Origin of the sequence: Pseudomonas arcuscaelestis, from assembly GCF_016881005.1 — a bacterium.
GTDB classification, from domain to species: domain Bacteria; phylum Pseudomonadota; class Gammaproteobacteria; order Pseudomonadales; family Pseudomonadaceae; genus Aquipseudomonas; species Aquipseudomonas arcuscaelestis.
The window spans coordinates 97,751-110,525 of the sequence record NZ_JACOPV010000012.1; the positions used below are offsets into that span (position 1 = coordinate 97,751).

A 12,775-nucleotide genomic window follows, 5' to 3' on the forward strand; every position below is an offset into this window, starting at 1 on the left:
GGGGGCGGCCCACGCATGAATAACAAGCACAAACTCTTTGCCGCCAGTCTGTTGGCGCTGGCCATCGGCGGTTGCGCCGTCACCAGCGAGCCAATTGATCGCAGTGCCAGCGAAGACCGTGCCCGTAGCGATATGGCCAGCATCTACAAGAATCAGGAGCCTCTGGAAGGCCCCCTGACCTTACATCAGGCCATGGCGCGTGCGGTGAAATACAACCTTGAGGCGCGCCTGAAGGTAATGGAAGAGGCCCTGGGCCAGCGTCAGCTCGACCTGGCGCAGTTCGACATGTTGCCGCGCATGGCACTCAGCGCCGGTTATGCCGGCCGCAACAACGTCGGCGCTTCCAGTAGCCAAAGTATTCTTACCGGTACCCAGTCTCTTGAGCCTTCGACCTCCCAGGATCGCGACCGCGAAGTCGCCGACCTGACCATGGTTTGGAATGTGCTGGACTTCGGTGTCAGCTATCTGGGTGCCAAGCAGCAGTCCGACCAGCGCTACATCCTTCAGGAACGCAAGCGCAAGGTCATCCACACCATTACTCAGGACGTGCGATCGGCTTACTGGCGCGCGGTGGCGGCAGAGCGCCTGCTGAATCAGATTGACACGCTGATGGGACGTATCAGCCAGGCGCGCATCAACAGCCAACTGATGAGCGCCCAGCGCATCGGTGATCCGGTACAGGCGCTGAGCTATCAGCGCGCCTTGATCGAGGCCACCCGGCAACTGGAAGAGCAGCGGCGTGCCTTGACCCTGGCCAAGACCGAACTGGCCGCGCTGATCAACCAGCCAATGGACAAGCCTTACACCCTGGCACTGGACGATAACTACATGGTGCCCGAGTTTCATGGTGACTTCGCCGAGCTGGAGCAGCAGGCCTTGTCCAACCGGCCGGAGTTGCGCGAGCAGGACTACCAGGCGCGTATCAGCGCCGCCGAAACCCGCAAGGCCATGCTGCGTATGCTACCGGGCCTGGAGTTCTCAGCTGGCGGTCATTACGACAGCAACTCTTTCCTGACCAATCAAAGCTGGGCCGACTATGGCGTCAAAGTCACCTGGAATCTGTTCAACGTATTGGCCGGGCCGACTGCGATCAAGGTCGCCGAGGCGGGGGAAAGTGTCGCCCAGGCGCGTCGTCAGGCCATGTCCATCGCGGTGATGGCACAGTTGTACGTAGCGCGGGCCAACCTCCAGGAAGCCACCCGCCAGTTCAAGACTAGCGAAGAGATGGCCACGCTGGATGGACAGATCGCCGAGCAACTGCGCAATCGCTACAAGACGAACAACATTGGTGAACTGGAGTTGATCCAGGGCGAGCTGAACAACCTGCAGACCCAACTCAAGCGTGACCTGTCCTACGCCGAAATGCGCAACGCCTATGCTCAGTTGTTCGTCAGCACTGGCGCTGACCCACTGCCAAAAGACCTGCCGGATGACAAAGTGCAGACCATCGCCGATGCTTTGCAGATTAGCGAGAACAGCTGGAGCCGTTGATGCTGTGGTGTGATTGAGGGTCTAGCCGCGGGCTTGCCGGCGATGAGGCCCTTATGCCCGCTCGGGAGAAGCGAGCGTCCAAAAATGTGCGACGACGGTGCTCAGCGCCGACGGCGAACATTACCTGCCAGAAATGCCAGTTACATCATTGCTCGTTTCTGCGTACCTTGGAACCAATACCGCAATGGCGCATTCACGGAGGACAGCCATGAGCAGGCCGATCAGGTCGTTCACACTTAGCGGACTGATGCTTTACCACGTCAGCGCCTATGCCGCGCCTGGTGCTGCGACCGTAGAATCTGTACAGCACCATTTCGCGCCCTGTTACGCGGCAGGTCATAAGGTCAATTGTGAAGTCTCGGGCGTCGCTCGTATCGGTGAAACCTTGCTGCTCGCCAATGACAAGCCTATGCCCAATCCAGCTGATTCAGCTGTATTCACTATGGCGCTCAAGAACAACCGGATCATTGGTACTCCCAGCTACCTGGCAGTAGACGTGCTGCGCAAAGCAACCAAGTATGAGGCGCTGACCACGACATTGGATGGCAGGTTCGTCATCGCCAGCACTGCGTTCAACAAGGAGGGCAGCGCGCTGCATGCTGCAGCCGATGCGCGCAGTACGCTGCTTTACTGGCCCGTCGAGGCACCAGAAAAGGCGCAGGTCATTTCTCCTTCTACGCGTGGCAATGTCACAAGCTCACGCAGTTTGCGAGAACACATCAGCCACGCCATCGGTACTCCTTATTACCAGATCGAAGCGTTGACGACCGCCCCCGGCAATCGTCTGCTGGTGGGAATCCGTAAGCATGGCGCCAGCAGAAAAACAGCCGGTTTCTCATTCCTGCTGCTTTCTGTACCGTTCGCCATCACCGACAGCGGCTTCGTGTTGGGAGAGACTTTTGAAGTTGTGTGGAATCTCCCTCCCGACCAGCTGATGCAGGCTCTTGATTTACCTGCAGGCTCTCATCCCGAGTTAGGGATTTCCGCGATTGAGTTCGATCGCTACAACCAGAACCGATTCTATGCTGCAACGAGCTTTGAACGCGGCAATACGCTGGGTGGGTTTCTGTGGGTTCTGCCGCTGGAGGGCGATAAGCCGGGTAGGCCACAAGCGGTGAGGCTCAAGGATGGCTCCCCGCTCCAATTCACCAACAAGCCTGAAGGGATTGAGGTGCTCGATAACAGCCATGTTCTGGTTGTACACGACGATGATCGGGTCAGGATGAAGAACCCTGATACAGGCGTTGCGCGGCAACCGCACGAGTTTGCCTACAGCGTTATAACGTTTTCGCGTGACTAGGCGTTTGTGCGCAAACGTGAAATGTACGCCCCCGTGTGGGGGCGCACCCGTGAGTGCAGTCTTTTAGTTAGTGGCAGCTATCGTGCTTCTATCGACGGCCGGCGGCGTCCAGCGACCCTCGGTGATAGCTTCCCGCGGCCAGTAGGCGCGCAGAAACAGCGAGAAGTCGGCACTCTTGGGCGTCGGTAGCCAGTTGCTTTCTTTGTCTGCACCCGGGGACTCGGCCTGGACGTAGAACGTCAGCGAGCCATCGGCATTGATCTTCAAGTCTTTGTTCTTGGTGCCGAGCGAGTACCGGTTCAGCGGATTGGGCACAAAGAAATGCGCCGCGTCATAGGCGGTGAGGGACCAGAAGCCTTTCACCGGCGGAACCTGACCCTTGGCAAAGGTGACGGTGTAGGCATTGGCGCCATTGAGGCGCATGCCGGCAGCATCCAGGTCCTGATAAAAATATTTGGTCTCATCCGGTGCATTGACCAGAATATTGGACCGCGCCACTGCAGTGCGGGTGAAGTAGTCGGTGCCAAAACGCGCACCGTTGGTGATGGTGCTCCAGTGGTGCGGCAGGTTGACGCCCCAGTTGCGGAACTGCAGCAGCGGGTCGACCAGCTCCCGGTCGGCTTTCTCAGCCTCATCGATCATTGCCTGTTTCAGGGCGGGGTCTTTCTGCGCAGCCGCAATCACGCTCAACACTTGTTGGTAGCGCGCGGTTTCCCCGGCCTGGGCAGGTGTCAATTGCAGAACCTTTGGGAGCTGATCGAAAAACACATCAGGGCGCACCCAGCGTGTTTCGCCTGCGCGGTCATCACGCTTGGGGAAGATCGGCAGCGTGCGCCAGTCATGACGTTTGACGCTGCCGTCGAATTCGGCAAGCGGGTAGATATTGATGCCCTGGATGACCTCTTGCGCCGCCTGGCGGTCCTGCGCAGTGTCATCCAGAAATACCCGCGGGCCAATGAACACGGCATTGGTTTGAGTATGGATCACTTGGGTAATGCCTTTTGGCACCGTGCCTTGCCAGTCGGGGCCGACCATCAAGTAGAAGCCCGGCTTGGTGCCATGCATTGCACCCAGGCTGGCGATACTGTCGGTACGCAGGTCGGAAACTTGATACACCCAGAAGCGCTCGCCGAAGTCGGGCACCTGGATTACCACCGGGCTGACGTCCAGCGCAAGATAACCCGCCCCATAGATGACATCCTGGTTGGGACAGGCGATAGAGCGCTGTTCTGGCTTTATGTAATCGCTCAGCATGGTCAAGCGGTTGTGCGGGGCGATGGCCAGGGCCCCGCCGATAAGGCCATGCTGCGGGGCCTTGGAAAAGGCCAGGCGGCGGTTATACATATTCACCATCGGCCACGCCCAAAACCATGCGTCGCGCGCTACCAGGCGTGCGTACTGCTCGGTGATCCGACTATTGGCGTTCACACCGGCAGGCAGGGTTTGGGTGAGTGCAGTGTTTGGCTCGGTGTTTCCCAGCGCTGTTGGGGCGATGAGACTCAATGACAGGGTGAGCCCGAGCGGTATCGCCAGTGCAATCGTTTTGGATGTTCGCAGCATCTCTCTTTCCTTCGATTGGTTTGTCGATAGGTGAAGCGGTGCGTATCGATCCAGTGCACGCGGGCCAGCGCCTTGCTTCACCTGGCGGATGACAATAATTCCAGGCGTCGATTGTTTGCCCTGTATGGCGCGACCGTCCCCCCCCGTTTAGAGAGGGGCCGGGGTATCGAGGGCGAGCGTTGCTGTCCTGCGCTTTTGCGACAGGTTCAACCCAGCGTATCGGCGATCACGATAACTTCTTTCAGCAAGCGTTGATGATGGGCTTGAGAGACATCAGCAAGCCCGCTGAGTGGGTCGCTCAGCACCACGTCACCCGTGGATGCACGGACCATGAAATTGCTGGTTTCAAGGTCGATGGCAACGTCGGTGTTGCGGATGTATTCAGGCAGCAGGCGCTTCATGGCTTCGACTGCCTGCTGCGTGCACGGCTCGACAGGGGCGTCGTTCAGCTTTGCCAACAAGTTGCATTTGTCTGCCTGTGTACCCAACAGGTCGCCGTCGTCACAATCGGTCAGATGCACCAGCAGGTGCGCAACTGCGGCGCGTTGGGCAGGGTAGTCCCGCAGGCTCTCCAGACGTTCGAGATGAGCCAGCCACAGGTACTCGGCGCCGTAGTCACTCTCATCGTACAGAGCCACGGCGCCGTAGTCTGCCAGCAGTCCGACAACCCCAGCCAGGCCAAGCTGGCGGGCCTTTGCGGCAAAGTCATGGGTGGCATTGTCGGAAGACAAACGATGCACCGATGCCGAGGTGTCGCCCTCGAACAGCACACTGAACGAACCTGTATTGATGATCTGTTTTCCCAAGAGGGGCGAGCGGGCGCGAACCGCTTCAAACATTGCACCCTCTAAAACCCGCTGATGCGAAAAATCCATCCTTGCCAACTCCTGTTGATTGACGACATCCGCTTGCCCTTGGACAACGTGCAAGGTTCTCAAAGCAACTGCGGACCGGCTTCCAGCAAGTGGGGACTATACGAGTTGTGGCACTATTTTCGTAGGCCTTGTACGCAGAAGAGGGTGGCTGGCGGCGCTTTCGCCCATAACGGCGACTGTGTACTATCGCGGCAGGCCGATGCTGCCTGCCGCTCGCTCCTCGTTGGAAAGGTGAAAGCATCTCTGCTCCAAACTCTCTCAAGTCGCTCTTGAACGTCGAGGTTTGGCAATGCGAGCACCAACCTGCTTCGACGCCAGGAGGATTTATGCTGTCAATCGAGAAAGCCAAGCGCATGGCCAAGCTTCTGCGAAGCGCTTTGCAAGCGAGCGATCAGGAAGTGTCTCACGCCAATGCGCTTGAGCTGGTCGCTCAGCAACTGGGCTATAAGGACTGGAACACCGCTGCGGCGCTGTTGCCAGCCGAGACGCCGCAACCTGCCATTACCTTTGACAAGGCCATCCCGATACTGCGGATGTTCGACGAAACCAAGGCCCGCGAGTTCTACCTCGATTTCCTCGGTTTCAGCGTTGAATTCGAGCATCGATTCGAAGCGGATCTGCCGCTGTACCTTGGGCTCAACCGCGACGGTTTGCAGCTGCACCTGTCCGAGCACCATGGCGATGCCAGCCCTGGAACGACAATCTTTGTACCGATGCAAAACATCGAGTTGCTTCGTGACGAGTTGCTTACCAAGCGCTATGGCTACGGACGTCCAGACATCGTGCAGCAGGGCTGGGGCAAGCTGTTGGAGGTGTACGACCCATTCGGTAATCGGATCAGGTTCTGCGAAAGCTGACGCCATTCGCATTTATGGTTATCACATCCCGCTTTCATAAGTCGGTCGAATTACCTCGAGCCTATAGGCGCCATATCAATTAGCTGCTGACGTGCGACGCGGTTTGAGGGCGTACTTCCTTGGCGGTGCAGCCGAAGTGTTGTCGGAAGCTGCGAGCGAATTGTGCCTGGTCGCTAAACCCCCAGCGCATGGCCAGTTCCCCGATCGACAGGTGACAAGTGGGGTCGCGCAGCACGCGATCGACGGCCTCCAGCCGCCTTATGCGTATCCACTCGCCCAGGCTGTAGGCCGTACTGGTGAACAGTTTGTGCACATAACGCACGGAAAGGCCGCAGGCGTCTGCGATCATTTGCGGGGCGAGGTCAGGATTGCCCAACTGTTGTTCGACGTATTGCTCAATTCGCTGCAGATGCAAGGCCGCCAGGCTCGAACTTTCACAGTTAAGCACCCGCTCATCATCGCGCAGGGTCAGCAGCAGGGTCGAAAGCGCCTGTTCCAGTAGCATGTGGCGTGCGCTGCTGTTGCATTCGTCGAAGCGAGCTGCACACATCGCTAGCTGGTCGACGAAAATCCGCCCGATGCCGCGCCTGGCATCGAAACAGAAGCGGGTATAACGTTCAGCGCCACGTAATTGCCCATGCAGGGCGCGCTCGGGCAGCTTGAATACCCATAGATCGTTGTCACAGGCGTAGTGAAAGCGGTAGGGCGCATCGCCACGCTCGAAGATGAACCCGCCGGGTTGGCAGTGCAGTTCGCGACCGCCTTGTTCGAAATGTACTTCGCTGCGACGAGGTACAGTGACCAAGTAACAGGCTTCGCGGTCTTCGCTGACCTGGGTTTTGCTGCGCGAGTAGCCGAGCTGGCTCGAGCGCAGGCGCGACAATGTCAGGGGTGTGCTGTTGGTTTCCCAAATCTGCAGGCTGCCGCTGAAACGGCTGCTCGGCGCGAACTCCAGCGACAGTGGAAAATAGGCGCTGCCGACTGCTTCGGCCCAGCGAGGCTGGCACTCATGCTCGGTCCAAGAGCGGGTGGAAAACTTGATTGCCATGGCGCACCTTATGTTTGTTATTTTTTTGAGATGTGCGGACGGCGCCGAACGGTAAACCGTTGGCGCCGCTTTTTACCATCATTTGCTAATGTCTACCGGCGGTCAATCGTCATGCGTCAGGAAGTAGGTGGCTGACGGCGCCAGAGTAGCTTTCCAGCCCGGTGGCACGACAATATTGGTGGTCGCTTCCTCGATCACGCACGGGCCCCGAAGGGTTTGCCCAGCCTGCAGCCACGCACCGTTGTACACGGGGGTGTCCTGCCAGTTGTCCTGGGTGTCGAACAGCATGGGCCGGCGACCGACCGGGCTGGCCGGCGTACACTCGGACGGCACAGGTAGTTCCGGCATCGGTGGGCGTTGCAGCCGAGCGATCACCGAACATTCGAGGTTAACCAGTTCTGCCGGGCTTTCAGGTTCGCTGTAGGAAAACAGCGCTTTGTGCCGCTGGTGGAATGCCTCGCGCAAGGCGACTAGACCTTGTTGGTCCAGTTGATCGCAGGCCAGTTCCACGCTGCATTCGTGCACCTGACCCAAGTAGCGGATTTCCAGGTTGTAGCGGCACTCGACGTTGTTGCCTGCCCTGAAGCCATCCTCACGCAAATTGTTCATGCCGCGCTCACGCAGTTGCTGCAAGGTCTGGTTGAGCAACGGCAGGTTGACCTGTGTGTCGTCCAGGCGCATCGGCAGCGTGGTCAACTGGTCGTAACGGATGTCCGAGAGAATCTGGCCGAAGGCGCATAGCCCGGAAGCCACTTTGGGTATCAGCACTACCTTGCTGCCGATCTCTTCGGCCAGGCGCATGACGTGCATGCCGGCGGCGCCGCCCGCCCCAATCAGGGCGAAATCGCGAGGGTCATAACCGCGCTCGACAGACACCCGACGGATACCACTGACCATGTTCAGGTTGACCAAGGTGATGATGCCGATAGCCGCCCGCTCGACGCTGATGTTCAACGGGTCTGCAATTTTGCTGCGAATGGCTTCGATCGCCGCCTTGCGATTGAGGCGAATGCTGCCGCCCAGCAGTGCACCGTCGGCCAGGTAGCCGAGGGCCAGGTTGGCATCGGTAACGGTCGGCTCGACGCCGCCTTTGCCATAGCACACCGGGCCTGGGTTGGCGCCGGCGCTGCGCGGACCGACCTGCAGCATGCCGAAATCGTCCAGATAGGCAATGGAACCACCGCCAGCCCCGAGGGTTTCCACTTGAATCATCGGTACGCCGATGCGATAGCGCAGGAAGTCTGTGTCCTTGCTGAAGTTCGTGCGTCCGGATTTGCTCAAGGTGATATCGAATGAGGTGCCACCCATGTCCACGGTGATCACGTTGTCGATGCCGAACGGCTGGGCAACGCACAGCCCGGCTTGTGGTGCGGACGCCGGCCCCGAGTTGATCGCGTTTACCGCACGTTCGCGCATCACCGCGCCAGGCGCCAGGCCACCATTGGACTGGAAGTAGCGGGTAGGTTGCTGCGCGCCGAGTTCTTCGAACAGCGCATCGATACGTTCGATATAGCGGCCCATCACAGGGCTCAGGTAGGCATTGACCACCGTGGTCGATGTGCGGGTGTATTCGCGAATTTGCGGGAATACTTCATTGCCGGTACACACGAACACCCCGGGCAACGCTGCCCGCACCATCTCGGCAGCGCGCTGTTCGTGGCTCGGGTTGCGCACCGACCAGACGAAGGAAATTGCCACCGCCTTGACGTCCTGCTCACGGAAGTACTCGATCGCCTCACGAATGCCGTTTTCATCCAGCGGGCTATGCTCGCGGCCATCGCTGATGATCCGGCCGCCGATCGGGCGCCGCAGATGGCGCGGCACTAGCATGTAGGCCGGTGGGTAGCTGGCATCGTAGCGATGCCCGTCTTCTTTGTGGCCTAGGCGGATTTCCAGGCTGTCCTCATGGCCTTCGGTGCACAACAGACCGACCTTGACCCCGGTCTTTTCGATCAGCGCGTTGAGGGCCACGGTGGTGCCGTTGATGCACAGGTCGCAGTCGGCAATGATCTGCGCCGGGGTGCGGCCGATGGCATCGGCGATCTGTGCCAGGCCATTACGGATGGCGAGGGTGCCGTCATGCGGGGTGGACGGTGCCTTGAACAGCTGCACGTTGCCCTGACGATCCGCGAGGATGAAGTCGGTGAAGGTGCCGCCGGCGTCGATGCCCAGACGATATTGCTGCTTGGTCATGATGTGAGTCTCTAGATTACTCAAAGGGCTGGGCATTAATTAATGCGCGGCGCGGGTAGCGTGGGTGGCTGTTTCGTCGAGCTGGCCGTTTTTGTCGATCACCACGCCGTACTCCAGGTGTGCGCCTTCGGGCGAAACCAGCCCGTTGAGGACATCGTGCAACACACTGGCAATCGGGCGTCTGAACGGATGCCCATAGCCGCCGCCACCGGGATTGATGTTGATCACCCGTTCGCCCGGCTGCGCAGTCAGCAGCGCGTTGTAAGTGAAGTGATCTTCCTGGCCATCGGCCTTGCGATGGATCAGCCGGCCAAGCTTGGGTTGGAGAAGAACGTTGGTCGCGCCAGCAGCCCCGGCGGTGGGCAGTTGCCGACCTTCACCGAAACCGACCACGGTCATGGCATGGTTGAGGGGTTCGATTTCGATGCGGGTACCCGAGCCTCCGCGGAATTCGCCGGCACCACCGCTGTCGGTCATCAGGCTGTAGCGATGCAGGATCACCGGATAGGAGTACTCCAATAACTCGATGTCGCCGGACATCAGTGCGCCGAAACAGCACAGCGGGCCGCAGGCCGGCCAGCCATCCATGGCCTTGTTGGCTCCCGCACCGGAGATGATCGAGGCCAGAACCATGGTCACATACTCGTCGTTGCCATTACGTGGGTCGCGGCCGGCGATGTTGATCCCGCTGGCGTGTCCCCAGGAGGCGGTGACGCGATCCGGGGCTGCCTGTTCCAGGGCCTGGCGCACGGCATCGGCCAGGGTTTCCATGGGCGTGGTGGTGCTGTTGACGTGGGGGGCCGGTTCTTGCGCGTTGCATAGGGTGCCGGGCGGGCCGAGGTCAACCGTGACGCAACGGTACAGCCCTTCGTTGTAAGGCGGCGGCACCTGGGCAAACATCATTAGCCCTAGGTACACCCCTGACACCGAGTTGCCGGCGTAGGAATTGATGAAGTAGGGCACTTGTGGCGGGCTTTCGATCAATACGTGGGCTTCGTCACCGCGAATCTCCACCCGGGCGGTAATCGACAACTCGCCCAGCCCGTGGCCCGAGTCTTCGAGTACAGCGGTGCCGGTGTAGAAACCGTCGGGTACATCACGCAGCAACGCACGCATGTGGCGGTCGGCCATGTCCTTGAGTTCGGTGATGCACGCACGAACCTGTTCCACGCCATAACGCTCCAGCAGCTCCAGCAAGTGCCGCTCACCGACATTGCAGGCGCCGTATTGCGCGTTGAGGTCGCCTTCCTGGTATGCCCGGGCACGCATGTTGGTTAGCAGTAGATTGATCACATCTTCACGGCGCTCGCCGCGGGACCAGAGTTTTACTGGCGGGATACGCAGGCCTTCGGCGTAGATTTCCTTGGCGTCCGGGTTGTAGCCGGCGGGCACCGGGCCGCCAATGTCGGTCAGATGGCCTTTGCAGACCGTCCAGAACACCAGTTCGCCGTTGTAGAACACGGGTTTGTACATGCAGCAGTCGAGAATATGGCTGCCTTTGTAGGCCGGGTCGTTGTGATAGATCACGTCGCCTTCCTGGATGTCATCACCGAAGAAGCCGGCGACGCATTTCATTGCAGGAATCAGCGAGCCCAGGTGTATAGGTATGTCCTGGCCTTGCAGGATCATTTCCGGAAGATGGTCGAAGAGCGCGTTGGAATAGTCGTGAGCCAGGTTGAAGACGCTCGAACGGCCGGTTTTTTCCAGCGTCAGGGTCATTTCGCGCTGAGCTGTTTCAAGCGCGCCCCGTACGACTGCCAGGGTGATCGGATCTACTGTACTCATAGGTCACCAGAAATCTTGTTGTTATGCAGGTGAGGGTCATGACGAATGTCTGCCCTACGAGACAAAGCTACGCGTGCATGCCGGCTGAGGGCTTGTCGTCTGGTGCACTGCTTTTTGCTTCGCAGTGCACTGGCGGCGCGTCAGAAGAAACGAGAAGTCACCGATTGACTGGTGTACAGGTGCGGGTAGGCATTCACGTTGATCGGTACCGCGAGGGCGGGCGGGCACGCCCGCCGTCTGCCTATATCCCGCTGAAAATACCAATGATTACGGCGTTGACCAGGTCGATGAAAAAGCCACACACCAGCGGCACGATCAGAAAGGCCTGATGCGCTGCACCGTACTTTTGCGTAACGGTTGTCATGTTGACGATGGCCGTTGCCGTGGAGCCGAGGGTAATGCCACCGAAGCCTGAGGCAATGACGCTCGCCTCGTAGTCGCGGCCCATGCAACGGAACACCACGAAGTAGGTGTAGAGAACCGTCAGCAGTACCTGCAAGGTCAAGGTGCACATAATGAACATCAGGGCACCGCTGAGCTGCCACAGTTGCAGGCCCATCAAGGCCATGGTCAGGAACATGCCCAGGCAGATGTCGGAAATCAACGCCAGGCCGAGGCTGGCGCCGCTCCAGCTTTTCAGTCGCTGTTCACCCAGCACCGCGAGCACCACATGGTGGATGATGATGCCCGCGAACAGGCAACTGACGAACTTCGGCAGGGTGATGCCGGCATCGACCAGCAGCAGGTTGAGCCCATAGCCGAGCATCAATGTCAGGTTGAGCCACATCCATGCCCAGAGCACGTCGTAGTAATTCACTGAATTGTTAGCTTGGTGCTCAAGAATGCCGACCTCCAGCGCAGCATCTCTGGAAGGTTGCAGTTGATGGCGGCGTATCAATTGGTTGGCGATTGGCCCGCCGATCACGCACGCGGCGATAAGCCCTACGGTGTTACTGGCGATGCCCAGTTCATTAGCGTTACTGATCCCCAGTTTTTCAACGAACAGTGGCGCCCAGGCCAGGGTTGTGCCCACGCCGCCGGTGAGGGAGATGGAGCCGACCATCAAACCGGCCTTTGGATCGAGTCCGAACGCTTCGGCCATGCCCATGCCCAGGGTGTTCTGCAGCACGATGAACGCGCTGGCGAGAAACAGCAGGATGAGCAGCGGGCGCCCGCCCTTGATGAGTTGGCGCATGTCCGATTTCAAACCGATGCCGGCGAAGAAATACAGCAGCAAGGTGTCGCGAACCTGCAGGTCGAACTCGACCTGAACATTGAGGCCGAAGTACAGAATGCTGGTCACCGCCGCGCAGACAAAGCCGCCGACGACCGATTCGGGAATGCAATACTGACGCAGGAGGGTACTGCGCTGGACCAGGGTTTTGCCCAGGAACAGCAGAAGGATGGCCAGCGTGAAGCTCACGAGGCCGTGAATCGGGAAGAGCTGGGAGGTCATGGAGGCCTACCTAAAAATCCGGGAAAGTCATTATCAGGGCACCGCCATTTTGCGTTCTGATTGGCGTCAATGAACGGTGAAAGGAGCATAGCAGCAAGGTTTGAAGCGTGGATTTGGTCGCAAAAACTTGAATTGCGCGGCGTCGCTCGACAGAATCGCGCCCCGATCCGGGCAAAGCTGCCGGGCGATTGTGGTGACGAGAGGTTGCAG

9 protein-coding genes are annotated in these 12,775 nt (G+C 59.3%); 3 read left to right on the forward strand and 6 right to left on the reverse strand.

Translation table 11 applies throughout. The annotated features are described in order from the left end of the window. The first annotated feature begins 15 nt into the window (after nucleotides 1-15). On the forward strand, nucleotides 16-1,491 hold the full coding sequence (locus H8F21_RS19150; protein WP_203540959.1) for a TolC family protein: 1,476 nt from the start codon (nucleotides 16-18) through the stop codon (nucleotides 1,489-1,491). Nucleotides 1,492-1,699: 208 nt separating this feature from the next. Next, nucleotides 1,700-2,791 (forward strand): hypothetical protein, encoded by a 1,092-nt coding sequence (locus H8F21_RS19155; protein ID WP_203478530.1) that lies wholly within the window; start codon nucleotides 1,700-1,702, stop codon nucleotides 2,789-2,791. A gap of 63 nt (nucleotides 2,792-2,854) precedes the next feature. On the opposite strand, the gene H8F21_RS19160 is transcribed toward H8F21_RS19155, so the two are convergent. Then, on the reverse strand, nucleotides 2,855-4,351 hold the full coding sequence (locus H8F21_RS19160; RefSeq protein WP_203585157.1) for a DUF1254 domain-containing protein: 1,497 nt from the start codon (nucleotides 4,349-4,351) through the stop codon (nucleotides 2,855-2,857). A 206-nt stretch (nucleotides 4,352-4,557) separates the two neighbouring features. After that, nucleotides 4,558-5,226, reverse strand: coding sequence for a hypothetical protein (locus H8F21_RS19165; protein ID WP_203585158.1), 669 nt, complete (start codon nucleotides 5,224-5,226; stop codon nucleotides 4,558-4,560). Nucleotides 5,227-5,552: 326 nt separating this feature from the next. Here H8F21_RS19165 and H8F21_RS19170 point away from each other — a divergent pair, with 326 nt between their 5' ends. Further along, entirely contained in the window at nucleotides 5,553-6,083 is a 531-nt protein-coding gene (locus tag H8F21_RS19170) for a glyoxalase superfamily protein (protein ID WP_203478527.1), read from the forward strand. Between the two features lie 79 nt (nucleotides 6,084-6,162). On the opposite strand, the gene H8F21_RS19175 is transcribed toward H8F21_RS19170, so the two are convergent. From H8F21_RS19175 to gltS, 4 genes are all read right to left on the reverse strand, one after another. After that, on the reverse strand, nucleotides 6,163-7,131 hold the full coding sequence (locus tag H8F21_RS19175; RefSeq protein WP_203478526.1) for an AraC-like ligand-binding domain-containing protein: 969 nt from the start codon (nucleotides 7,129-7,131) through the stop codon (nucleotides 6,163-6,165). 102 nt (nucleotides 7,132-7,233) lie between these two features. Beyond that, a complete protein-coding gene (capA, locus tag H8F21_RS19180) occupies nucleotides 7,234-9,324 on the reverse strand; it encodes a caprolactamase subunit alpha (protein WP_203478525.1) in 2,091 nt (696 codons plus the stop codon). A gap of 39 nt (nucleotides 9,325-9,363) precedes the next feature. Continuing rightward, nucleotides 9,364-11,109, reverse strand: coding sequence for a caprolactamase subunit beta (gene capB / locus H8F21_RS19185; protein ID WP_203478523.1), 1,746 nt, complete (start codon nucleotides 11,107-11,109; stop codon nucleotides 9,364-9,366). Nucleotides 11,110-11,350: 241 nt separating this feature from the next. Next, nucleotides 11,351-12,565, reverse strand: a complete 1,215-nt coding sequence (gene gltS / locus H8F21_RS19190) for a sodium/glutamate symporter (protein ID WP_203478521.1) — start codon at nucleotides 12,563-12,565, stop codon at nucleotides 11,351-11,353. Nucleotides 12,566-12,775 lie beyond the last annotated feature (210 nt).

Coding starts and splice junctions, on each gene's coding strand:
- H8F21_RS19150 (WP_203540959.1), top strand. CDS start 16: ATGAATAACAAGCACAAACTCTTTGCCGCCAGTCTGTTGGCGCTGGCC.
- H8F21_RS19155 (WP_203478530.1), top strand. CDS start 1,700: ATGAGCAGGCCGATCAGGTCGTTCACACTTAGCGGACTGATGCTTTAC.
- H8F21_RS19160 (WP_203585157.1), bottom strand. CDS start 4,351: ATGCTGCGAACATCCAAAACGATTGCACTGGCGATACCGCTCGGGCTC.
- H8F21_RS19165 (WP_203585158.1), bottom strand. CDS start 5,226: ATGGATTTTTCGCATCAGCGGGTTTTAGAGGGTGCAATGTTTGAAGCG.
- H8F21_RS19170 (WP_203478527.1), top strand. CDS start 5,553: ATGCTGTCAATCGAGAAAGCCAAGCGCATGGCCAAGCTTCTGCGAAGC.
- H8F21_RS19175 (WP_203478526.1), bottom strand. CDS start 7,131: ATGGCAATCAAGTTTTCCACCCGCTCTTGGACCGAGCATGAGTGCCAG.
- capA (WP_203478525.1), bottom strand. CDS start 9,324: ATGACCAAGCAGCAATATCGTCTGGGCATCGACGCCGGCGGCACCTTC.
- capB (WP_203478523.1), bottom strand. CDS start 11,109: ATGAGTACAGTAGATCCGATCACCCTGGCAGTCGTACGGGGCGCGCTT.
- gltS (WP_203478521.1), bottom strand. CDS start 12,565: ATGACCTCCCAGCTCTTCCCGATTCACGGCCTCGTGAGCTTCACGCTG.